24 protein-coding genes are annotated in these 22,766 nt (G+C 66.2%); 14 read left to right on the forward strand and 10 right to left on the reverse strand.

What is annotated here, in order from left to right:
- Window positions 1–117 precede the first annotated feature (117 nt).
- A complete protein-coding gene (locus tag OIE68_RS25570; protein WP_327093626.1) occupies window positions 118–1,128 on the reverse strand; it encodes a 4-hydroxy-3-methylbut-2-enyl diphosphate reductase in 1,011 nt (336 codons plus the stop codon).
- Window positions 1,129–1,361: 233 nt separating this feature from the next.
- Between OIE68_RS25570 and OIE68_RS25575 the strand changes: the two genes are divergently transcribed.
- The 4 genes from OIE68_RS25575 to OIE68_RS25590 are packed head-to-tail and all read left to right on the forward strand — an operon-like array spanning window position 1,362 to window position 3,932.
- Complete coding sequence (locus OIE68_RS25575) at window positions 1,362–1,985, forward strand: lipid droplet-associated protein (RefSeq protein ID WP_327093627.1); 624 nt, start codon at window positions 1,362–1,364, stop codon at window positions 1,983–1,985.
- Between the two features lie 23 nt (window positions 1,986–2,008).
- A complete protein-coding gene (xseA, locus tag OIE68_RS25580) occupies window positions 2,009–3,346 on the forward strand; it encodes an exodeoxyribonuclease VII large subunit (protein WP_327093628.1) in 1,338 nt (445 codons plus the stop codon).
- A gap of 2 nt (window positions 3,347–3,348) precedes the next feature.
- Window positions 3,349–3,591 (forward strand): exodeoxyribonuclease VII small subunit, encoded by a 243-nt coding sequence (locus OIE68_RS25585; RefSeq protein WP_040695202.1) that lies wholly within the window; start codon window positions 3,349–3,351, stop codon window positions 3,589–3,591.
- Window positions 3,588–3,932: a VOC family protein gene (locus tag OIE68_RS25590; RefSeq protein ID WP_327093629.1), complete on the forward strand. Its 345-nt coding sequence runs from the start codon at window positions 3,588–3,590 to the stop codon at window positions 3,930–3,932. Before OIE68_RS25585 ends, OIE68_RS25590 begins: the two co-directional genes overlap by 4 nt.
- Before the next feature lie 95 nt (window positions 3,933–4,027).
- Here the strand turns inward: OIE68_RS25590 and OIE68_RS25595 are convergent, their stop codons facing one another.
- A complete protein-coding gene (locus tag OIE68_RS25595; RefSeq protein WP_327093630.1) occupies window positions 4,028–4,594 on the reverse strand; it encodes a DUF4245 domain-containing protein in 567 nt (188 codons plus the stop codon).
- Window positions 4,595–4,762: 168 nt separating this feature from the next.
- Between OIE68_RS25595 and glpX the strand changes: the two genes are divergently transcribed.
- From glpX to OIE68_RS25610, 3 genes are all read left to right on the forward strand, one after another.
- Window positions 4,763–5,806 (forward strand): class II fructose-bisphosphatase, encoded by a 1,044-nt coding sequence (gene glpX, locus OIE68_RS25600; protein ID WP_327093631.1) that lies wholly within the window; start codon window positions 4,763–4,765, stop codon window positions 5,804–5,806.
- A 115-nt stretch (window positions 5,807–5,921) separates the two neighbouring features.
- Window positions 5,922–6,485, forward strand: a complete 564-nt coding sequence (locus OIE68_RS25605; protein ID WP_327093632.1) for a YbhB/YbcL family Raf kinase inhibitor-like protein — start codon at window positions 5,922–5,924, stop codon at window positions 6,483–6,485.
- A gap of 258 nt (window positions 6,486–6,743) precedes the next feature.
- On the forward strand, window positions 6,744–8,150 hold the full coding sequence (locus tag OIE68_RS25610) for a class II fumarate hydratase (protein WP_327093633.1): 1,407 nt from the start codon (window positions 6,744–6,746) through the stop codon (window positions 8,148–8,150).
- A 218-nt stretch (window positions 8,151–8,368) separates the two neighbouring features.
- Here OIE68_RS25610 and OIE68_RS25615 read toward each other — a convergent pair whose 3' ends face one another.
- The 3 genes from OIE68_RS25615 to OIE68_RS25625 form a co-directional block, all read right to left on the reverse strand.
- On the reverse strand, window positions 8,369–9,238 hold the full coding sequence (locus OIE68_RS25615; RefSeq protein WP_327093634.1) for an acyl-ACP desaturase: 870 nt from the start codon (window positions 9,236–9,238) through the stop codon (window positions 8,369–8,371).
- Window positions 9,239–9,386: 148 nt separating this feature from the next.
- A complete protein-coding gene (locus OIE68_RS25620) occupies window positions 9,387–9,923 on the reverse strand; it encodes an esterase (protein ID WP_327093635.1) in 537 nt (178 codons plus the stop codon).
- Between the two features lie 156 nt (window positions 9,924–10,079).
- The gene (locus OIE68_RS25625) at window positions 10,080–11,474 is read right to left on the reverse strand and encodes a PhoH family protein (protein ID WP_327093636.1); all 1,395 of its coding nucleotides are present in this window, start codon (window positions 11,472–11,474) and stop codon (window positions 10,080–10,082) included.
- Between the two features lie 281 nt (window positions 11,475–11,755).
- Between OIE68_RS25625 and OIE68_RS25630 the strand changes: the two genes are divergently transcribed.
- Entirely contained in the window at window positions 11,756–12,028 is a 273-nt protein-coding gene (locus OIE68_RS25630; RefSeq protein WP_327093637.1) for a hypothetical protein, read from the forward strand.
- A 112-nt stretch (window positions 12,029–12,140) separates the two neighbouring features.
- On the opposite strand, the gene OIE68_RS25635 is transcribed toward OIE68_RS25630, so the two are convergent.
- Together OIE68_RS25635 and OIE68_RS25640 are read right to left on the reverse strand one after the other, a co-directional pair.
- Window positions 12,141–12,560, reverse strand: a complete 420-nt coding sequence (locus tag OIE68_RS25635) for a limonene-1,2-epoxide hydrolase family protein (protein WP_327093638.1) — start codon at window positions 12,558–12,560, stop codon at window positions 12,141–12,143.
- Between the two features lie 89 nt (window positions 12,561–12,649).
- Window positions 12,650–13,396 (reverse strand): TetR/AcrR family transcriptional regulator, encoded by a 747-nt coding sequence (locus tag OIE68_RS25640; RefSeq protein WP_327093639.1) that lies wholly within the window; start codon window positions 13,394–13,396, stop codon window positions 12,650–12,652.
- Between the two features lie 111 nt (window positions 13,397–13,507).
- Between OIE68_RS25640 and OIE68_RS25645 the strand changes: the two genes are divergently transcribed.
- The 4 genes from OIE68_RS25645 to OIE68_RS25660 all read left to right on the forward strand — a co-directional run bounded on the left by OIE68_RS25645 (window position 13,508) and on the right by OIE68_RS25660 (window position 17,496).
- Complete coding sequence (locus OIE68_RS25645; protein ID WP_327093640.1) at window positions 13,508–14,704, forward strand: FAD-dependent monooxygenase; 1,197 nt, start codon at window positions 13,508–13,510, stop codon at window positions 14,702–14,704.
- A 169-nt stretch (window positions 14,705–14,873) separates the two neighbouring features.
- Window positions 14,874–16,271, forward strand: a complete 1,398-nt coding sequence (locus tag OIE68_RS25650) for a PPE domain-containing protein (RefSeq protein WP_327093641.1) — start codon at window positions 14,874–14,876, stop codon at window positions 16,269–16,271.
- Window positions 16,271–17,008, forward strand: a complete 738-nt coding sequence (locus tag OIE68_RS25655) for an ESX secretion-associated protein EspG (protein WP_327093642.1) — start codon at window positions 16,271–16,273, stop codon at window positions 17,006–17,008. Before OIE68_RS25650 ends, OIE68_RS25655 begins: the two co-directional genes overlap by 1 nt.
- A gap of 56 nt (window positions 17,009–17,064) precedes the next feature.
- Window positions 17,065–17,496 carry a hypothetical protein gene (locus OIE68_RS25660; RefSeq protein WP_327093643.1) on the forward strand — a complete coding sequence of 144 codons (432 nt, stop codon included), beginning with the start codon at window positions 17,065–17,067 and terminating at the stop codon, window positions 17,494–17,496.
- A gap of 528 nt (window positions 17,497–18,024) precedes the next feature.
- Here OIE68_RS25660 and glyA read toward each other — a convergent pair.
- Window positions 18,025–19,320, reverse strand: coding sequence for a serine hydroxymethyltransferase (glyA, locus tag OIE68_RS25665; RefSeq protein ID WP_327101806.1), 1,296 nt, complete (start codon window positions 19,318–19,320; stop codon window positions 18,025–18,027).
- Between the two features lie 233 nt (window positions 19,321–19,553).
- Window positions 19,554–20,123, reverse strand: coding sequence for a TetR/AcrR family transcriptional regulator (locus OIE68_RS25670; protein WP_327093644.1), 570 nt, complete (start codon window positions 20,121–20,123; stop codon window positions 19,554–19,556).
- 163 nt (window positions 20,124–20,286) lie between these two features.
- Between OIE68_RS25670 and OIE68_RS25675 the strand changes: the two genes are divergently transcribed.
- The gene (locus tag OIE68_RS25675; RefSeq protein WP_327093645.1) at window positions 20,287–20,733 is read left to right on the forward strand and encodes a PaaI family thioesterase; all 447 of its coding nucleotides are present in this window, start codon (window positions 20,287–20,289) and stop codon (window positions 20,731–20,733) included.
- A gap of 12 nt (window positions 20,734–20,745) precedes the next feature.
- On the forward strand, window positions 20,746–21,192 hold the full coding sequence (locus tag OIE68_RS25680; protein ID WP_327093646.1) for a nitroreductase family deazaflavin-dependent oxidoreductase: 447 nt from the start codon (window positions 20,746–20,748) through the stop codon (window positions 21,190–21,192).
- Window positions 21,193–21,505: 313 nt separating this feature from the next.
- On the opposite strand, the gene OIE68_RS25685 is transcribed toward OIE68_RS25680, so the two are convergent.
- On the reverse strand, window positions 21,506–22,702 hold the full coding sequence (locus OIE68_RS25685) for a DUF885 domain-containing protein (protein ID WP_327093647.1): 1,197 nt from the start codon (window positions 22,700–22,702) through the stop codon (window positions 21,506–21,508).
- Between the last annotated feature and the right edge of the window lie 64 nt (window positions 22,703–22,766).

The following is a 22,766-nucleotide window of genomic DNA, read 5'->3' on the forward strand; positions in this document are numbered from 1 at the left end:
GCTCTCGACATCAGCGACCCTCACGCGGGACAGCATCCACGCGCAGCCTCACAGCTCAACGCCGGGAACCGCGCAGCACCCAGCTTCGCGCCGAGCCCTGGAAATCCTCGGCGCAGCTCAGCGACGCGACGTCCGCAACTCCCTTGGCAGTGCGAATACCAACGTCTCGTTGGCCGTGGTCACCGGCTGCACCTCGCCGAAACCGTGCTCCGCCAACATATCCAGCACACCACGCACCAGGATGTCGGGGACGGACGCACCCGAGGTGATGCCAACCGTGCGCACACCTGCCAGCCACGCCGGGTCGACCTCACGGGCGTAGTCCACCAGGTATGAGGCCTTCGCGCCCGCGCCGAGGGCGACCTCGACCAAGCGCACCGAATTCGACGAATTGCGCGAGCCGACCACGATCACCAGATCGCATTCCGGTGCCATCGCCTTGACCGCCACCTGACGGTTCTGGGTGGCGTAGCAGATGTCATCGCTCGGCGGATCCTGCAATCCGGGGAACCGCTGCCGCAGCCGCTGCACCGTCTCCATGGTCTCGTCGACGCTGAGCGTGGTCTGGGAGAGCCAGATCACCTTGGACTCGTCGCGCACGGTGACCCGGTCGACCGCATCCGGACCGTCGACGAGCTGTACATGCTCAGGGGCCTCGCCCGCGGTGCCCTCGACCTCCTCGTGCCCCTCGTGACCGATCAGCAGAATGTCGTAGTCGTCGCGGGCGAAACGCTTGGCCTCCTGATGCACCTTGGTCACCAGCGGGCAGGTGGCATCGATGGTGCGCAGATTGCGCGCCGCTGCCGACTCGTGCACCGCGGGTGAGACCCCGTGGGCGGAGAATACGACCAGCGCACCCTCGGGCACCTCGTCGGTCTCGTCGACGAAGATCACCCCCTGCTCACGCAGCGTCTCCACCACATGGCGGTTGTGCACGATCTCCTTGCGCACGTAGATCGGGGCGCCGTGCTTTTCGAGCGCCTTCTCCACCGTCTCGACCGCGCGGTCCACGCCGGCGCAGTAGCCACGTGGTTCGGCTAGCAGCACACGCTTACCACCATCGGCATCGGCGGATCCGGAACCGGCCGAGCTGGCGATTCCGACGTTCAAAGGGATGGCCGAAGACATGCCCCTCAGCTTACGTGCGGCCGAGGAATGCTGGACGGCCGGTCACGTCGTTCTCGACACACTCGCACCGGGCGAAAAATGCCGCCGAATGATGCAGAACCCCCGGCGCGCGTGGTCAGGCCCGCAGGAGGCAGCCCGCGTAACCACGCGGGGCCCCGCGCGCGCCAAAAGTAGATTCCGTGTCTGTGACACCAGTGCTTTGCAGAACATCCCGTATCGGGCAGGCTAGGAGCATGTTTCGACCACCGTTCCTGGCCCGGGTCGCCGCCGGCGCCGCCGTATACGCCATCGAAGAAACCCGTCGGCTACCAACTGTCGCAATGAATTTCCCGATCACCGCGATCAGCCAGATGTTGCAGACCACAATGCACGTCCAGCAGTTCGTGACCAGTCTCGCCCTCAAGGGCGACGGCGTATTCGACCGTCTCACCAACGCCCCGGTCGAGCAGCCCGAGTGGGCCACCTTCGACGAGGACACCGAGCCGGAGTTCACCGCTCCCGCCCGCACCAGCAGTTTCGACCTGTATGACGACGAACCGACCGACTACGCCGCCGATGCCGCCCGTGCCGCTGAGACCAATGGTCACGCCGCCCCCGTGCAACCCATCGTCGTCCCGGAGACCGAGGTTTCCGCGGTCCCCGAACCCCAGCCCGAGCCCGAACCAGAGGTCGTCGAGCCCGAGGTGGCCACCCGCTACGACTACGCCGATATGACCCTGGCCCAGCTGCGTGCCCGCCTGCGCATGCTGACCGTCGAGGATCTGAACGCCCTACTCGAGTACGAACAGCAGACGCGTGCCAGGGCGCCGTTCGTGACCATGCTGACGAACCGGATCGCCACCGTGCGGGCCCAATGAGTTCAGCGTCGCGGAGCGATTCGATGGGGGGTGGTGGCCGGGATAGGCCCGAACCCCCCGCATCTTCGTCGACGGTTGGCCGGGAATCCGCCGGCCAACCCGACCGAGCCGCTCCCGCCAACTCCGCCGAACAGCCGTGGCCGGTGCGTTCGGTGGCCATCAAGGTCGCCCAGTGGATCGATCGGCTGGGCAGCATCTGGGTGGAGGGCCAGATCACCCAGATCAATCTGCGTCCCGGCACCAGCACCGCATTCCTGGTGTTGCGCGATACCGCCGCCGATATGTCGCTGTCGGTGACCTGTCATCCGGATCTCATCCGCCGCTCCGCCGTCCCGCTGCAAGAAGGCAGCCGGGTCGTGGTGTACGGCAAACTCGCGTACTTCACAGGACGCGGCACGATTTCGTTGCGCGCCATAGAGATTCGCCCGGTCGGCATCGGTGAACTGCTGGCCCGCATCGAACGGTTGAAGGCACTGCTCGCCGCGGAGGGACTATTCGATCCCCGGCTGAAGCGGCCGATCCCGTTCCTGCCCAAGACAATCGGCCTGATCACCGGCCGAGCCAGCGCCGCCGAGCGCGATGTGCTGACGGTGGCCCGAAATCGGTGGCCCGCAGTGCGTTTCGAGATCCGCAATACCGCGGTGCAGGGCCCGACCGCGGTACCGCAGATGGTGCAGGCGTTGGCCGGACTCGATCGCGATCCGGCCGTCGAGGTCATCGTGCTCGCTCGCGGTGGTGGCAGCGTCGAGGATCTGCTGCCCTTCTCCGATGAGACGCTGTGCCGCGCGATCGTCGCCGCGACCACGCCGATCGTCAGCGCGATCGGTCACGAACCCGATAACCCACTGTGCGATCTGGTCGCCGACCTGCGCGCCGCCACCCCCACCGACGCCGCCAAGCGCATCGTGCCCGACGCAGCCGCCGAACTGGCCGGGGTCCGCGATATGCGTGCCCGCGCCGCCGCCGCGCTGCGCGGCTGGGTCGACCGCGAAACCAGGGCACTGGCCCAGTTGCGTTCCCGGCCGGTGCTGGCGGATCCGCTGCGCGAACTCGACCGCCGCTACGACGAGATCGAACGCCTGCGCACCGCGGCACGCCGCACCACCGACCACCTGATCAGCGCCGAAACCACCACGACCCGGCACCTGCGCGAAAAACTCACCGCGGTGGGACCGGCCGCGACGCTGGCCCGTGGCTACGCTGTCGTGCAGCGTGTCAGCGGTAAGGAGCGGCATGTGGTCCGCTCGATCGAGGACGCGCCCGCGGGTAGTCAGCTGCGGATCCGGGTCGCCGACGGTGCCATCACCGCCGCCGCACTCGGCACCCAAGCATTGGGCAAGACCGACACAGGGAGGAACTGACCTTGGCCGACCCCGGCAAGGACGACGAGCTGGCCGAGATCTCCACCTTCGGCTACGAACGCGCCCGCGACGAACTGGTCAACGTCGTCAAGATGCTCGAACAGGGCGGTCTCGACCTGGACGAATCCCTCGCGCTGTGGGAGCGCGGCGAAGCACTGGCCACCCGCTGCGAGGAACATCTGGCCGGCGCGCGTCAGCGGGTCGAAAACGCCCTTTCCCGCACCGACCTCGAAACCGACGAATGACCATCCGCCGCGCCACCCCCGATATCCGCACCGAGGACATGGCGGCCAGTCGCGAGTTCTACCGGCGGCTCGGTTTCGAAGAGGCCATGGACCTCGGCTGGGTGGTGACGATGGCATCCCCGATCAATCCGACTGCACAGGTGCTGCTGCTCGGCCCGGAAGCCGAGCAGCTGCAACCGGATATGAGCGTCGAGGTCGAGGATGTGGACGCCGTACACGCCGAAATGGTCGCCGCGAATGCGGACATCATCTATCCGCTCCGCGACGAGCAATGGGGCGTGCGCCGATTCTTCGTCCGCGATCCCAGCGGCACGATCGTCAACGTGGTCAGCCACCGCTGACCGACCGCCTCACTCGGGCTGGTCCCGCGCACCGATTCGCACGCCACGCATGTTCAGCCCTGTGAATTCGTGCGCGACGCGCGGTTGGCCGGGCGCTAGCGCTGCAAGGGCCGGGCGGCGGCGATGGCGGCGGCGAGGGTGGTGAAGACCGCGTGGTTGCCCGCGCCGGTGATCAGCACTCGGGACTGGCCGAAGTCCGCGATCCACGCCGTCTCGGAACCCTGTTCGGCATAGACGACCCACTTCTGGTCGCCGACCTGCTCGGTGCCGGTGCCGTAGCGGGAGCCGAGCACGAAGCGCGACAGCGACTCCTCGGTCGCGCTGCTCTGGCTCATCCGCATATACGTGCCCTGCGGTGTGATGAAACCAACAGTGCTGACCGGCCCGCCGCCGGTGGTGGTGATCGTGTCGCGGCTACCGGAGTTCGGGGTCCACTGTTCGGGCAGGCTCGGATTGCGGATCGGGAAGGGCATCGTCTTCGCGTCGTTGGCGAGTGCGGCCGTCACGTCGAAGTGCGGAATCTGCCCCTGTGTCGGCCCTTTCCCCGCGAAACTGCACTGGCTGGCGAGCCCGGCGAAGACCACGGCGATCAGCACCAACGGGATCAGTGACCAGAACAGATCCCGGTAGTCGTTGAGAATGCGTGGTTTTTGGTACGACACGCTCCCAGTATCCACGCCGGTCGCGGCACACTGCCGCAGAGGTGGTCGGAGATCTGGAGCCGACCTTTCGAGCGGCCTGCAAGCAATCGCTACAGGTAGTACCTGATCGAGAACGGTCACGCTTCTGAGAGAATCAGCGGTAGCAACGACCGTAGGAGGCACACCGTAATGACGGCATCTTCGCCCGCACCCAGCCGCCGCGAGGCGCCGGACCGCAACCTGGCGCTCGAACTGGTCCGGGTCACCGAGGCCGGTGCGATGGCCGCGGGCCGCTGGGTCGGCCGCGGCGATAAGGAAGGTGGCGACGGTGCGGCCGTCGACGCAATGCGGCAGCTGGTCAGCTCCGTTTCCATGCGCGGCATCGTGGTCATCGGTGAGGGCGAGAAGGACGAAGCGCCCATGCTCTACAACGGTGAGCTGGTCGGCGACGGCACCGGTCCCGAGGTCGACTTCGCGGTCGACCCGATCGACGGCACCACCCTGATGTCGAAGGGTTCGCCTGGCGCTATCGCGGTGCTCGCGGTCGCCGAGCGCGGCGCGATGTTCGACCCGTCCGCGGTGTTCTACATGCACAAGATCGCGGTCGGCCCGGACGCGGCGGGCGTGATCGATATCTCCGCCCCGATCGGCGAGAACATCAGCCGGGTGGCCAAGGCCAAGAGTCTGTCGAAGTCCGATCTCACCGTCTGCATCCTGGACCGGCCGCGCCACGCGGACCTGATCCAGGAGGTCCGCGACGCCGGCGCCCGCATCCGCCTGATCTCCGACGGTGACGTCGCGGGCGCCATCGCCTGCGCCCGCCCCGACTCCGGCACCGACATCCTGGTCGGCATCGGCGGAACCCCGGAGGGCATCATCGCCGCCGCCGCCATGCGCTGTATGGGCGGTGAACTCCAGGGCATGCTCGCCCCCAAGGACGACGCGGAACGCCAGAAGGCCATCGACGCGGGTCACGACCTCAGCCGCATCCTCACCACCAATGACCTGGTCGCGGGCGACAATGTCTTCTTCTGCGCCACCGGCGTCACCGACGGTGACCTACTACGCGGCGTCCGCTACTTCCCCGGCGGCGCCTCCACCGAGTCCATCGTCATGCGCTCCAAGTCGGGCACCGTCCGCATGATCGACGCCTACCACCGCCTCACCAAGCTCCGCGAATACTCCTCGGTCGATTTCGTCGGCGACGAGGACGCGGTGCCGCCGATGCCCTGATCTTCTCGAATGCGTCGAGCCCGGTCCGCTTCGGATCGGGCTCGATTTTTCGTCATGTGCGGTGCTCTTTCCGCGACGGTAAGCTCCGGAATCCCCAGCAGACCAAGGAGATCCGGTGGCAATTATCGGGAAGCTGTTGAAGAACCGCCGCGCCGGAGAGCAGGGCGTCGCCTGGTATCTTCCGAACCTCGCCACCGACGCGACCTTCGAAATCACCAGCCCGGATTTCACTCATGCGTCGCCACTACCAAAGGTGCACGCGTCCAAGCGGATCGGTGGCCGAGACGCATCCCCCGCGCTGGCGTGGAACGCGCCCGACGGTACGGCGCAACTGCTGCTCGTCGTCGAAGATCCGGACGCACCAATGGGATCGCCATTCGTGCATTGCGTAGCCCTGCTGGAACCGACCCTCGCCGAACTGCCACAGGACGGACTGCGCGCCGACCATCCCGCGCCCGGCGTCAGCATCCTCCGCTCCGGCTTCGGCCGCGGCTACCAAGGTCCGGCCCCGATCAAAGGCCACGGATCGCACCGCTACGCTTTCCAACTCTTCGCCCTGACCGAGCCGATCGACACCATAGGCGGCAAGCCCGCCGCGAAAGCGAAACCGCGCGAGGTATTTTCCGCCGCAAAAGCAGTCGCCCGTGGCCGGATCGATGGACTCTACGAACGGCCGTGAACGAGTAGCTTGCGCAAGCGGCGGTAGGGATCGCCAGATCAAGATCAGGTGGCACTGGTGTAGGGGGCTTTTCGCGCGATGCCGCCACCAGTTCCACCTGATCTTGATCCGGGGGCCTCGCACACCGACGCATCGCACGGAACGCTGTGTCCGGGGCACGAAGGTGTGCGGGGGAGTGGGGTATTCCGGCGACGGGTGTGCGAATCGCCTCAGGCGTGGCAGCCCCACGGCTGGCGTATGCGGCATAGGGTCGGGATTATGACGACCGAGGAGACGCAGTTCCGGATCGAGCACGACACGATGGGGGAAGTTCGGGTTCCCGTGGATGCGTTGTGGCGGGCGCAGACGCAGCGGGCCGTGGAGAACTTTCCGATCAGCGGGCGCGGGTTGGAGCGGGCGCAGATCCGGGCGCTCGGCCTGCTCAAGGCGGCGTGCGCCAAGGTGAACAAGGATCTCGGGCTGCTCGATCCGGCCAAGGCGGATGCGATTATCGCCGCCGCGAATGAGATCGCCGACGGTCTGCACGACGACCAGTTCCCGATCGATGTCTTTCAGACCGGCTCGGGCACCAGCTCGAATATGAACGCCAACGAGGTGATCGCCTCGATCGCGAAGGCCAACGGCGTGAATGTGCATCCGAACGACGACGTGAACATGTCGCAGTCGTCGAACGACACCTTCCCCACCGCGACCCATCTCGCCGCCACCGAGGCCGCGATCAAGGATCTGATCCCGGCGCTGGACCACCTCCGGCTGGCGCTGCAAGACAAGTCGGCCGAATGGCGCACCGTGGTGAAGTCCGGGCGCACCCACCTCATGGACGCCGTACCGGTGACCCTCGGCCAGGAGTTCGGTGGCTATACCCGCCAGGTCGCGGCGGGTATCGAGCGCATTATGGCGGCGCTGCCCCGGCTCGGTGAGCTGCCCATCGGCGGCACCGCGGTCGGCACCGGTCTCAACGCGCCCGCGGGTTTCGGCGCGAAAGTCGTTGCCGAACTGGTGCTGTCGACCGATATCGATGCACTCTCCGAGGCTCAGGATCACTTCGAGGCGCAGGCCGCTCGTGACGGTCTGGTGGAGGCGTCCGGCGCACTGCGCACTGTCGCGGTGAGCCTCACCAAGATCGCCAACGACATTCGCTGGATGGGTTCGGGCCCGCTGACCGGTCTCGGTGAACTCCAGCTGCCGGATCTGCAGCCCGGCAGTTCGATCATGCCCGGCAAGGTGAATCCGGTACTGCCCGAGGCGGTTACGCAGGTCGCCGCGCAGGTGATCGGCAATGACGCGGCGGTCGCGTTCTCCGGTGCGAGCGGCGCATTCGAGTTGAATGTCTACATTCCGGTGATGGCGCGCAATCTGCTCGAATCGATTCGGCTGCTCGCCAATGTGTCCCGGCTGTTCGCCGATAAGTGCATTCGCGGTCTGATCGCCAACGAGGATCACCTGCGCACCCTCGCGGAATCGTCACCGTCGATTGTGACGCCGCTGAATTCCGCCATCGGCTACGAAGAGGCGGCCGCCGTCGCGAAAGCGGCGCTGAAGGAAAAGAAGACCATCCGTCAGACCGTGATCGATCGCGGTTTGCTCGACGAGAAGCTCACCCTGGAAGAACTCGATCGCCGCTTGGATGTGCTGTCGATGGCCCGGGTCGAAGACGGAAAGTAGTCGGAATCAGAAAACGCGGTCGAGCGTCACGTTGGACACCTTCATGCCGATCCAACGTGACGCTGGAGTGCATACGCACAGGTACGGCACCTATCCGCACGGGTCGTCACGGAACGATGCCGAGAGCCGCGACGAATGCGACGACAGCGAGAAAAGAGACCGGCCGACGCACAAAACTGTGCGCCGACCGATTCACCTCCTGGATGTGACCGCGAGAATCAGGCCAGCGATCCGGCCCGCAGGCCCGCGAGTTCCGCGCGCGCCTTCTCACCATCTGCACCGAGACCGGTGCGGGTGAAGAACTCCCAACGCTCCAGCAGCGGACCGAAGACCAATTCGTTCTCCTTGGCGCGGTCGTAGATGCCCGCCTCGGCGAGTACATCGTCGCTGCTGCGCCCATCGGACAAGGTCACCGACGGCACCTCGAACCGCGCGACGCTGTCGGCGATGGCGCGCATTGTCTGATCCGGTGCGACGCCGAACGCCGCGCTGATCAGGTCGGCGAAGAAGATCGACTGCAGTTCATCGTCGCGCGCGATGCGCTCGGCGATGGCGGTGACCATCTTGTTCTCCCCGAGCGCGGCGGTGTTGCGATGCCGGATGGCGGCGGCCGCCTCCTCGAACGCGCAGGTGGCGAGCACGTCGAGCAGGTGCAGCGCAGGACGCCGGAAGCCCTTGGTCATATGGTCCATCCGCAACCGCTCCAACTGCACCGGGTCGACCGACCGGGTGACCATGAGGTAGTTGCGGATCATGATCTCGTGCCGGTTCTCCTCGGCCGTCCACCGGCCGACCCAGCGCCACCACGATCCGGTGCGCAGGTACTTACCGACCTCACGGTGGTACGAGGGCAGATTGTCCGCGATGAGCACGCTGACCGTCAGCGCCAGCTTGGCGCTCTCGCTCAACTCGGATTGCTCCGGCTCCCAATCGATTCCGCCGAGGAAGCCGAAATTGCGGCCGTCGTCCCACGGGACATAGTCGTGCGGCTGCCAGCCGTCGGCGGCGGCGATGTGGCGGCGCAGATTCAGCTCCACCTCATCGGCGAGGGACGCGAGCAGTTCGCGATCGGTCAACAGAGTTTGCACTAGCACAACCTAGCGGCTGGGCCCCGCGATGCGGGGATCTACGAATAGGAATCGGTACCGGCGTCCGAGCGTACAAGCACCAGCTCTTTCGAGCGAACCGCGAGCACTCACCAATAATGGCATGTGAGCGCCCGGACGCCGGTGCGGATCAGGACTTCGGCGTGACGGTGGTATTGCCGTCCACCCAGGTGATGGTGCCGCCGACGAAATCGCTCTGCTTGCCGCCGGGGATGTCCTTCTCGTCGCTGGTCGGGTACCCGATCTTGCCGTCGGGGCCGTCGTTGTCCTCCCACGCCTTGCGGATTTCGCCCCAGACGATGTGCGCGCCGCTGTCCTTGCTCCAGACGATCGCGCCGCCGGTGAAGTCCTGCCACTTGCCGTCGTTGGGGGCGTCCTCCTGCGACTTCAGCGGAGCGCCGAGCGGACCGGTCGGGCCGCCGGACTGCACGTACTTGTCGAAGATGATGCCGGAGACGGTGATGTCGCCGCCCTGGGTGGCGATCTTGGTCTCCTCCGCCGCACCGGACATATGCTCCTCGCCGTGGGCGGCCGCCGAGGTGGTCGTCATGGACGCGGCGGAGTTCTTGTCCTTGTCGTCGTCATTGCTGCAGCCGGTGGCCAGCAGCAGTGCCGCGGCCGCGGTGACCGCGGTGAATCCAGCCGTTCGTCGAGCGAAGTGGTGCATTTCCATCCCTCTCGTCGCGCGTAGCCTGGGCCGATGTTCGGCAACGGCCCGGCGAATCGATATAAGACTCGCCGGGCCGTCGCTGAACAGGTATCACGCGGATACTACCCGCTCGATTGTGATGGGAAACACACCCTGGATAGTTGCTGCTACCCGCTATGCATTCGGGCCGTATTCCTCCAACATCTCGGTCACCAGCGCCGCGATCGGCGACCGTTCGCTACGGGTCAGCGTGATGTGCGCGAAAAGCGGGTGTCCCTTGAGCTTTTCGATCACCGCGGCGACACCGTCGTGCCGACCGACCCGTAGGTTGTCGCGCTGGGCCACATCGTGGGTGAGCACGACGCGCGATCCGGTGCCCAGTCGGCTGAGCACCGTCAGCAGCACATTGCGCTCCAGCGACTGCGCCTCGTCCACGATCACGAATGAATCGTGTAGCGAGCGACCGCGAATGTGGGTGAGCGGCAAGACTTCCAACATGTCGCGGCTGAGCACCTCCTCCATCACCTCGCGACTGGCCAACCCGTCGAGCGTGTCGAAGACCGCCTGCGCCCAGGGGCCCATCTTCTCGCTCTCCGATCCCGGCAGATAGCCGAGATCCTGCCCACCGACCGCGTACAGCGGACGGAACACCACCACCTTGCGTTGTGTGCGACGCTCGAGCACCGCCTCCAAACCGGCCGTCAGGGCCAGCGCCGACTTGCCGGTACCGGCCCGGCCGCCGAGCGAGACGATGCCGACGCTCTCGTCCAGCAGCAGATCCAGTGCGATGCGCTGTTCGGCCGAGCGGCCGTGCAGTCCGAACGCCTCGCGTTCACGCACCAACTGCACCCGCTTATCCGGCGTGACCCGGCCCAGGGCGCTGGAGCTTGCCCCGAGCAACCGGATTCCGGTGTGGCACGGCAGTTCCCGCGCCTCGTCCAGATCGATCACGGCATCGGCGTAGAGCTGATCGATCTGTGTTTTGGAGACATCGATCTCCACCATTCCGGCCCAGCCGGAGGTCACCACGTCCTGGGCGTGGTATTCGTCGGCGTGCAAACCCACCGCACTCGCCTTGACGCGCAAGGGAATGTCCTTGGACACCAGCACGACCTGACGGCCCTCGGCCGCCAGATTGAGCGCACAGGCCAGGATGCGGGAGTCATTGGTGTCGGTGCGGAATCCGACCGGGAGTACCGCGGGGTCGGTGTGGTTGAGTTCCACCTGCAGCGTTCCGCCCTCGGTGCCGATCGGCACCTGCTGATCCAGCCTGCCATGCTGCAGGCGCAGATCGTCAAGGTTGCGCAGGGCTTCCCGCGCGAACCAGCCCAGTTCGTGATGGTGGCGCTTACCTTCGAGTTCGCTGATCACGACCAGCGGTAATACGACATCGTTTTCGCCGAACCTGGTGAAAGCCCAGGGATCCGACAGTAGAACCGAAGTGTCGATGACGAAGGATTTCGCACCGGAATTCTGGGAATGCGAGGGGCGGGCCCCCTTCGCGGCGGCTTCGCCTTTCGCGGAGCTGGAGTGCGCCGAGGGAGCGGGAACGGAGCGTGCAGCAGTCACGGTGGGCTCCTTTGTGTTCGCGCGGCACCCGCACGAACGATCTCGCTGGACCGGTCCGTCCTGATGGGATCCGACTTGCGTCAGATGCCCAGAGGGCCGGGTGCCGGCCCTCTCGTACTGAGTAGCTCAGTCACGGTTCAGGACCTCCCGTACGAGCCACACCGACGCGGCCCGCACCAACGACGCTACCGCCGACTGCCCGGTCTCCGCTCGGGCACAGGTAGGCGTGTCCGTGAATTTGTCGTTAACCCCGCATTGGTGCAGGGGATAGAGTCGCAGGTATGGCCGGTAACGAGGAGTTGGAGAAGCTGTCGTCCAAGGAGCTGCACGACCGTGCGGTCCGGCTCGCGGCGCGACGCGGTGACATCAAATATCTGTGGCGACTACTGAAGTCGATTCCGGCCGCCGAGGCCGCCGCGGGCAATCTCGGCGAGAGCGAGGCCGATATCAAGTACGTGCTGCCGATGATCGACGACTACATCCACGCGGGCGACGGCAAGATCGCCGAGATCCTGCGACCCTACTACCTCGACTACCTCGCCAAGCACACCTGAGTTCCCGCACCCGGCCCTCGGCGAAGGCGCCGACGGTAGTCGAATGGCGGCTGTCGCGGCGGCCCGGAGCCACCATTCGACTACCGTCGGAAGCAGCCTCGATTGCGATGGATCAGCTGCGGGGCAATGCGGCGCGGAAGAGTCCGACGGCGGTGCCGCGCAGGAAGTTCTCCCAGCTGAAGTGGTCGTCCCACAGGATGATTCGGCCGTCGCGCAGTTCGAAGGTGCCGCAGACCCAGAACGCGATCCGCAGCGGGCCGACGCGCAGGATATCGGTGCGGTCGGTCAGCACGAAGTCGCCGTTGGCGGCGATGTGATGCATTTCGGCGGCGAAGCCGATGGTGTCGCGGTTCAGCCCGCGCAGGATCTTGCGCGTGAGGCCGCCGCCGACCGTCGGCAGTGAGGTGTTCTTCCAGACGACATCGGGGTGCAGGAGGTCCAGTGCCTCCTCCACCGCGCCGATCTCGAGTGCGGCGAAGAATTCCCGCACCGTGGTGATCGCGTCCTGCTCCAGTTCCAGTTCGTCGGTCATGCACTGAGCCTAAGCGGTGGCCTCGCATTCGCTCGTCCAAGCGCAAGAGACCAATGACGGACTTTGTCGGGCTGCGCCCGATCGTGCCGCTAGGGTCGGCGGCGGTCGGCGATGAGGACACCCAGACCATCGAGAATTCGGTCGATGCCGAAGCTCAACGCATCCCCAGGACCGTCGATCGAGGGTGGTCCGCCGGTGGCGGCGGCCTCCTCGGCGAAGGCGGCGGATACCAGGGGAAACCGGTCACCGGCGGCGGCCATCATCGCGGCGAACTGCCCAGCGATCTGCTGCGCCGTTTCTCGCCGGTCCGCGGTCGTCACCTGCTGCACGAGACTGCGGATGTGCCCGTTGAGCAGCACGATGGTGTCCAGTTGCTCGGGCCCGGTCAGCCCGGTGCCGTCCAGCGCGGTCAGCGCGGCGTTCATCCACCCCATTTCGTTGGGGCCGATCGCCCGCACGCCCACGGTGAGGGTGATCGACCAGGGGTGTGCGCGGTAGCGCTCGAAGATCGTCTCGGCCCAGCGGCGCAGCCCGGCTCGCCACGGCTCTTCCTTCGAATCCTCTTGCGCCGCAATAATATCCGGTGGAGCTCCGAGCGCGGTATCCACCATCAGCGCGGTGAGCTGATCCTTGCCGGGCACATACCGGTACAGCGACATCTTGGTGAAGCCGAGGCGCTCGGCCAGGCGCTGCATGGACAGGTTCGTCAGCCCTTCGGCATCAGCGAGAGCGATGGCCTCCGCGACGATCCCCTCCAGCGATAGCGCGGGCTTGGGGCCGCGCTTCGGCCGCTGCTGGGTGCCCCAGAGCAGTTCGACAGTGGTCGGTGCAGGCATTTCCACATCCTTACGCATTGCGTGTTGACAAGTAACTGTGTCCACCATACTCTAATTCGTGTCCAGTGGATACAGATTCCATCGGACGCAGATATAGACTCGGGAGACATCATGCGCAACAAGACCGTCCTCATTTCCGGCGCGAGCATTGCCGGTCCCGCACTGGCCTACTGGCTGCACCGCTACGGGTTCGACGTCACCGTGGTCGAACGCGCTCCGGCGCTGCGCCCGGGCGGCCAGGCCATCGACTTCAAGGGAAAGACCCACTTCACCGTGCTCGAGCGGATGGGCATCCTCGAGGAGGTCCAGGAGCGCCGCACCGGCACCACCGACACCGTGTTCGTCGACGAGAACGGCGAGCGGCTCGCGTTCATGTCGGGCGACTTCACCGGTGGTGATGTGGAGATCCTGCGCGGCGACCTGGCCGAGATCATGTACAAGCGAACCGCCGAGCATTGCGAATACCTGTTCGGCGATTCGATCAGCGCGCTCACCGAACTCGCCGACGGCGTATACGTCGAATTCGAGCACGCACCGGCGCGCGCCTTCGATCTCGTCTTCGGCGCCGACGGCATCCACTCCCGGGTACGCAAGCTGGCCTTCGGACCGGAGCGGGACTTCGTCGAGTACCTGGGCCATTACTACTGCGTCGCGGGGGCGAGCCCGTGGAGCAAAGACGCCACCGGTCCGCGTCCGCGGGCAACCGCCTACGGCCACAACGCTCCCGGCAAGCTCGCGATCACCGGCGGCTCGAAGGCACAGCAGTTGTACATGTTCGCCTCATCGGAGCTGGATTACTCCCGCGATGACATCGCCGCCCAGCGCCGCATCGTCGAACAGGTCTACGCCGACGTCCAGTGGGATGTGCCGCGGATGCTCGATGAGATGGCGGATTTCGACGACTTCTACCTCGACACGATCAGCCAGGTGCGGATGAAGGGCAACTACACCAAGGGCCGGGTCGCGTTGATCGGCGACTCGGCGTACGGAAATACCCTGGGCGGCTTCGGCACCGGGCTCGCCGTGGTCGGTGCTTACGTCATCGCGGGCGAACTCGCCCTTGCCGACGGCGATTACCCGCTGGCCTTCGCCAACTACAACGCAATCATGAAGCGCTATGCCAAGATCGCCGGCAATAGCAACGCGGGCAAATTCCTCGCCCCGCGCACCGCACGCGGCATCAAGATGCGCAACTGGTTCCTGCACTCGTGGATGTGGAACCTGATGCTGAAGTATGCCGATAACGCGGCCAACGATATCGATCTGCGGGACTACCCGACGCTGGTCGGCGCGGCCGATGCGAATTGATGACACCGATGGGCCATGGGCCGATCCGTCCGAGTGACGTCGGCCCGAACCCATTTCAGCCGACCGCACGGTATGGCGTGGCGGAATCGACTGTGTTTCGATGGAACCGAGGTGGGGTCGAGTGCGTCTATAAGGTCAGACGGCACTGACGGAAGGGGCTGGCTCGGCCATGACAGCACAGATGGACGGCCGCGCGATCACCAATCCCGAGAACGCGCAGAACTTTTCGCACGCGGAGATCAAACAGGCGGCCGACCAGATGAATCCGGACGGACTGGACGGTGCGTTCGATGCCTGGGTCGCCATCGCGGCGGCGGTGACCAAGGCCGGACAGCAGTTCGAAACCGCGATTCAGCAAGCAGTGGATCAACATTGGGAGGGTGCGGCGGCCGACCGGGCGGTGCGCGCCATTCGGGAGTATGCCGCGCGCGTCGGTGAGCTGGGTGAGTCGCTGGATCAGCAGTCGACACCGCTGTCGGCGGCGGTGAGTGCGGCGGGGCGGTTCAAGGTGGCGGTGCCACCGGTGGTGGATAGTTCGGATAGTCCACGGGGGCCTGAGCTGCGGAATTCGCAGGAGGAGCAGGCTCGGGACGATATGAGCACGTTGTATATCCAGCCTTATGGGAGTACGGCGCCGTTGATTCCTACGTTGCCGCCGCCCGCTAATCCGATTTCCGGGGGGTCGGGGGTTTCGGGAGTGTGGGGGGCTTTGCCGGGTGGGGATTCCGGGAATGCAGGGGATACGAGCCCGGCGGAGGGCACCGGCCAGGGTGGGGCTGCTGGCAAGGCAGCGGATACAGGCACGACGGAGGGCACCGGCAGGGCTGGGGATACAGGTAAAGCGGCGGATAGCAGCGGGACTGGGGATGCAGGTAAAGCGGCGGACGGCAGCGGGACTGGGAATTCAGGCAAAGCGGAAGAGACTAGCGGCGCCGGGGATACAGGTAAGGCAGAGGACACTGGTAAGGCCGGGGATCCGAACAATAGCGGGGACACAGGTAAGGCGGATGGGTCGGGCCGAGCTGAAGCTGTTGCTCCGCAATCTATTCCGTCGACTCAGAACAATGGCTCGTCGACCATGCCCGCGTCCTCTACCCATACATCCACAACTTCGGCCATCCCCTCGGCGGCCGGTACGCAGATCGCACCGACCACATTCATGTCCGGCGGGATCGGGCCGGGGACCTCGACCTCGACGGGCGCTTCCCCCAGTCTCGGTAGCGCACCCAGTCCCGGCGGTGCGCCCAGCCCCGGCGGTGCGCCCAGTCTCGGTGGTGCGCCCAGTCTCGGTGGTGCGCCCAACACCAGCGAGACTCCGAGTCCTGGCAAGTCGGTGCCGGGCACCACACCGGTAGCGACGACTGCTCAGCCGACCACCGGTACACCGAGCCGCGTGGGCGCGACAGGTGCCGCCGGATACTCCGGGATGTTTCCACCCGGCGCGCGTGGCCGCCGGGGCGAGGACGGTGAACACAAGTCGGCGAAGTACCTGCGCACCGAGGAGCACGGCGAGGAGCTCATCGGCGAAGTGGAGAAGACTGTGCCGCCCGTACTCGGGGCGCAATGATGACGCAGTGGACCTTGTCCGCCGAGCAATTCGCGGCGGCTTGGTTCGGCACCGGCCTGGATCGCATGCCCTTTCCGTTTCGCTTCACCAGCCGCTTTCCCGGACTCCATGAATATCGGGCCTACCAGCGGCAATTTCGCGCGGAGCTGGACCGTGAGGACAATGCGTCACTGCAGCGTGCCATCGGGGTGCTCGCCAAACCCGAGTGGCGCATCGAACTGTTCGGCATCGATAACACCCGCGGCGGGATCGAAGTGCGCGCCATCGGCTGCGCCACCCGCACCGGACCTGGCGTCATCGCGCTGCAGGCTGCGGCTCCGGATGGCGGCAGGGTACGGCTGCGCCGCGTCCGCGGCGACCAACTCGCCACCGAACTGATCCGCCTGCTCCCCGATCCGGCACCCGGCACCGCGGCCGAAAAGAGTTACCTCCTCGACGATCTCAACGACGACCGCCCCGACCCCTTCGGCAACTCCCCCTCCCGGGCCATCCAGGACCGCTACCGCCGCTTCTGGCGCCAACCCTGCGACACCAGCGGCACCGCCACCGTCCTGGTCGGCCCCCGCAATGCCGAACCCCTGCGCACCGGAAAACTCCGCTGGATCGACACCAAGGCCGGCCGCTACTGCGAAGTCCCCGCCAACCGCGCCCTCATGATCCGCCCCGCCACCAGCGCCGACATCACCCGCTACCTAGACGAGTCCATCGTCCGAGCCAAAGCCCGCGTCGACCAATAGGACTCGCGCTGCGGGATCAAGATCAAGACTCGAAGGGGCCGGATAGGTTGTTCGGTATGACGACGCGCGCGGAGATCGAGGCTTATCTGGTCGAGTATCAGGAGGCGTTGAGTGCGTTCGACGCCCAGCGTTCGGTGGCGCAGTGGGGTGCGCCGGGAACCATGGTCAGCGACGCTTTCGTGGGAACTGTCGCCACCACCGCCGAAATGGCCGAGGGGTTGGAACAGTCCTATCCGCTCTACCAGTCGCTCGGCCTCGCCAGTGTCGACCACACGGTGCTCGAGCACGTCGACCTGAGCGAGCGCATCACCCGCATCCACGTGCGCTGGCACTTCTACGACATCGAGGGCAATCTGCTCACCGACAGCGACTACGAATACCTGCTGCGCCGCGACGACGACGGACAATTGCGCGCCTACGTGGCGGTCGCCATCGACGAGATGGACAAGATCGCCGAGCTGGCCGCCGCAAAGGGTATCCAGCTCTGAATCCGGTTGCCGTCGAACCGGATCCGATTCGACGACAGCGAGCCCGCCGCTGGTCGGGACCCACACCCGTCGACCCGAATCATGCTGCGGCCGAGCCGAACCGGCGCACCCATGCGGCAGGTAGGTGGTGTCACACACCCAGTGCCTACCTCACCCAGGCCACACACCTTGTGCGACATGATCGCTGGATATGCGATAACACCGGTGCGGCTATTTTCGGGCGGCGGCCAGGTGGTCGGATACGAGGGGTGTCGAGGAGGACGCCGAGGTCCGGCCAGGGGAGAGGCTGGGGCGGTCCTGAACTCGGGGTGCGGGGTGCATTCGGTCGCCGGCGCGGAGTCGGCCGTCGTGCAAATCGGCGCAGATCGGGCCAGCCGCAGCGATCTCAATGCGCCCGACAAGAAGCGCCCAGAAGTCCGGCGGCGGAGAGGCTTTCGATCTCACCTACAAACGAGTTCGCCTGGGAACCCGCGCACACCAACGAATACTGTTGGCGCGCAGCCGGATTCCCAGGCGAATAAGAGGGGCTCAGCCGAGCAGGTGCCAGTCCTCGAGGCCGTTGTAGAGCGGCAGATCCCGGGCCAGCTTGGTGACGCGGGCACGCAGGGCATCGACATCGGAGCCGCCTGCCAATGCGGTGGCGATAATGTCGGCGACCTCGGTGAACTCGGCATCACCGAAACCACGGGTGGCCAGGGCGGCGGTGCCGATACGCAGGCCGGAGGTAACCATCGGCGGGCGCGGGTCGAACGGAACGGCATTGCGGTTCACCGTGATTCCGATTTCGTGCAGCAGATCCTCACCCTGCTGACCGTCGATCTCGGAGTTGCGCAGATCGACGAGCACCAGGTGCACATCGGTGCCGCCGGTGAGGACGCTGATGCCCTTGTCCTTGACGTCCGCACCGCCGAGCCGCTCGGCCAGAATCTTCGCACCGGACAGGGTGCGCTCTTGGCGCTCCTTGAATTCGGCGCCCGCCGCGATCTTGAACGCGACGGCCTTGGCGGCGATCACGTGCATGAGCGGGCCGCCCTGCTGACCCGGGAAGACCGAGCTGTTGAGCTTCTTGGCGTACTCCTGCTTGGCCAGGATCAGTCCGGAGCGCGGACCGCCCAGCGTCTTGTGCACGGTGGAGGACACCACATCGGCGTAGGGCACCGGCGAGGGGTGCAGACCGGCGGCGACCAGACCGGCGAAGTGCGCCATATCGACCCACAGCTTCGCGCCGACCTCATCGGCGATCTCCCGGAACGCCGCGAAGTCCTGGTGCCGCGGGTAGGCCGACCAACCGGCGACGATCACCTTCGGACGCGAGCTGAGCGCGGTCTTGCGCAGCTCCTCCATATCGATACGGTGATCTTCCTTGCTGACCCCGTAGGAGTGCACCTCGTAGAGCTTGCCGGAGAAGTTCAGCCGCATGCCGTGGGTGAGGTGACCGCCGTGCGCGAGGTCGAGGCCGAGCAGCCGGTCGCCCGGCTCCATCAGCGCCATCAGCACCGCGGCATTCGCCTGCGCGCCGGAATGCGGCTGTACATTGGCGAATTCGGCGCCGAAGAGTTCCTTGGCCCGATCGCGGGCGAGAGTCTCGACGACATCGACGTGCTCGCAGCCACCGTAGTAGCGACGGCCCGGGTAGCCCTCGGCGTACTTGTTGGTGAGCACGCTGCCTTGTGCCTGCAGCACCGCGCGCGGCACGAAGTTCTCCGAGGCGATCATCTCGAGGGTGTCGCGTTCGCGGGCGAGTTCGCCTGCCATCGCGGCAGCGACCTCCGGATCGAGCTCACCGAGGGATTGGGTATTGACAGAGGCGGTCGTCTGCGTCACCTGGCCGAGTCTATTGGCCGTCCGCGCCGCGCCGATCAGGGGGTTCTGTGTCTCGGTGTGCATCGCAACCTCCGTGGTCCGGGGTGGCCCGGAGTGCGCACCCCAAGGCCATGAGCCCAGCACCCAGGCGCGCGGTGCGGGGCGAGGGTGCTTCCCGGTGGTTGCTTCCACCTCGAGTGCGCCAGTCGCGGTCGCATCATCTTATCCGGGGGTCGGCAACGGGCCGAGACCCGTCAAGCCCCGGGGACGGCGGACCGCAATAAGGCGGTGAGATGCACTTGCGCGTCGTCGAGCGGCCGAGTGGATTTCAGCGCCCGGGATTGAATGATGGCGCCCTCCAACGCACTGATGACGAACCCGGCCAGCGACCGCGCCTCCTCGGCCGATAAACCCTTGTCACGCAATCCGTTCGCGATCTGGTCGGTCCAGTCGGTGAACACGGTGCCCGCAGCGGCCTGCACCCGCGGCTCGGATTCGGCGAGTGCGGCGCCGACGATCGGACATCCCGTGGCGAACACGGACTTTTCGAGCGTGCGCCGCCACCAGCCGACGAGCGCGTCGATCCATTGCTCGGCCGATCCGGAGCCGGTGATCTTGTCCGCCACTGCGACGAGACGCGCACCCGCCGTCTTGGTCGCAACCTCGACCAGCTCGCTTTTACCGGATGGAAAGTGCTGGTAGAGCGAGTTGCGGGAGGCACGGCTGCGTTCGAGCAGAGCGGCGAGCCCGGCGGCGTGCACGCCCTGTTCGCGCACCAGATCGATGGCGCTCTCGATCAGTCGGTCGCGCGGACCCAAGGTCATCGCCGTCCTCCTTGTCCATGCTTGCATGAACCGATCGGTCCATGCTGCAATCATGACAGATGTGAACCGATCGGTTCATCGAAAGGACGGGATTCATGAGCGAGCGAACATTCGACACAGCCGCATTTGCGGTCATGACGAAGCCGAGCGCCGAGGCGCGGTCATGAGCGCACCGACCGATCTGACGCAGCTGTCGGGACTCGAACTGCTGCGTACCGCGATGACGACGAAATCGCGGCCGCCGTTCATCGGCGATCTGCTCGGCCTGGAGGTCGAGGAACTCGAGTTCGGCAAGGCAGTCTTCGGACTCCGGACCCGGCCCGATTTCGCCAATCCGCTCGGGACCACGCACGGCGGCATCTGCGCCACCCTGCTCGATTCGGTGATGGGCTGTGCGGTGCACACCACGCTCGACGCCGGTGTCGGCTACACCACGCTGGAACTGAAGATCAACTACATCCGCGCGGTCCCCACCGACGGCCGTCGCCTGATCGCCACCGGCACCACCATCCACGTCGGCCGCACCACCGCGACCGCCGAGGGTCGCGTCGTCGACGACCAGGGCAAGCTGGTCGCACACGGCTCCACGACCTGCGTCATCTTCCGCTGAAGGAGCACAGCTATGAGTCAACGCACCACCGACGCCGCCGCGCGCAAGTTCCGGCGGGAACGGTTCATCGGGCGCTATCTCGCCAATCCCGCTGTCGGACTACTCGATCGAATCGGTATCCGCTCCTCCATGCTCGCCGAGTTGGAGACCATCGGCGCCAAATCGAGTCAGCCGCGTCGCGTGCCGGTCACCGTTTCGATCGACGACGAGGGCGCGTGGCTGATCTCCCAGCACGGCCACCGCGCGGGCTGGGCGCGCAATATCGCTGCGAATCCGCAGGTCCGGCTGCGTCAGGGCAAGCGCTGGTACACCGGCACCGCGGCCTTCGTCCCCGATGACGATGTGGTCGCCCGCGCCCGCGCCTTCGCGAAGGGCAGCGCCGCCGAATCGGCCACGGCCTGGACGATCAAGGCACTGGAATCCGACCCCATCTCGGTGCGCATCACCTTCACCGCGTGAGGATGTGCCTCGCGCGCGCCGAATGGGTCACGAACCAGTGCAAGCCATTACTCCAGCGCACTGTTCCGCAACAAGCCGCAGGTCGAGCGTGCCCATTGTTCAAGGGGCGCGAGTTTTCGGGGGCAGACGGGCGTTAACGCCAGGGCCGATATCACCGGTTTCACAGGCGAGTCCGTCCACATCGCTACCCCGAGGAGACGCCATGCTGAATCTGGTCTCGGTCCCGACATCGCCGCTCGATGCCCTCCTGCGGACGCTGTCCCAGTTGATCTGCACCATCTCCAGCGGCGGCGGTTGCGCCGTCATCCAGTAATCACATGACGCGCAGGGCACCGGGAGTGAGCGGTTCGTCGAGGAGGCGGCGGAAGCGATCGGCGCGGTCGTCGGCGTCGACGGCACGGTCGAGCCAACTGCCGAGGAGGCGGTAGCCCTCGACGTAGGTGCTGATGTAGGCGCGCCACAACGGCGAGGACAGAAAGCGCAGGGATTGGCGGGCGCGCTCGGGTGTGGTCAAGCTCCAGCGCTGCAGGAATTCGGCGACCTCGTCGGTGTCGCGGCGCCGATCGTGCAGCAGCAGCGCGGCATCCTGCCTGACCCCGAGCAATCCGGCCGAAGCATTCGAAAGCTGTTCGGCGCGTTCACCTTCGAAACGCAGACCCAGATCGGCGTAGATCTCCTGCGCCCACTTGCCCCAGCCCGGTCCGACAATCGAACGCAATGCCAGATCCGCAAGGCCCTCGGCCATCAGGCACTGCGGGGTGTTCACCAGGAACAGCGTCTGCTCGGCCTGCCCGTTCGCGACCAGACCGGCCTCCTTGCGGCAGTGCTCGGTGTGATGTCCCGGATAGGCCTCGTGCGCGATGAGGCCGGGCAGATGCGCCATATGCTGTTTGAGATCGGAGTTGATCGCCACCCGGGAGTGGTAGTTGCCCAGGTAGTAATTGAAGCCGGACCAGGGCTTATCCCCCACCACCTCATAGGTGACGTGCTCGTGGTCGGGCAGCGGATAACGCTCGCGCACCCGTTCCCGCAACGCACTCGAGAACGCCTCGACACAGACACTCAACCGCTCCGGCGGAATCTCATCGGCCTTGCGAAATGCGGTCACCCGCTCGGCGAGCGGGCCGTCACCGGGCAGCACCTCGTCCATCTGCCGGTGCGCCTCGCGGTAGTCCTCGACATCGCCGGGTGCGATATCGACATCGAAGTACGCGCGCACCTCGTCGACGAACCCGATGTCGTCCCCGGCGAACTTGCGACCGGAGCATTCCAGCGCCCGCAGATGCACATCGAGGAATTCGGTCCGCTGCCGCGGCAATTCGGCCGCGGGCAGTTCCGCACGCAATGCCGCCGCCCGCCGCGCCAACTCGCGCGGCTCGGGAGCGGGCGCGTTCTCCACCTCGCGACGCAACGCCGGATCGCCGGTATAGGCGTCGACGAAACCTTCCTCCAGCCGGTCGAATGCCAAGCCGAGCCGCAGGTACTCGGTCACGAGGGGATGCGCTTCCATGTCCGCCGACATTAGCCGCTGAAGGCCATGTCATCGACCGGTTACCACCCGGTATCGGCACCCC

This window comes from Nocardia vinacea (assembly GCF_035920345.1).
In the GTDB taxonomy this organism is placed as follows: Bacteria; Actinomycetota; Actinomycetes; order Mycobacteriales; family Mycobacteriaceae; genus Nocardia; species Nocardia vinacea_A.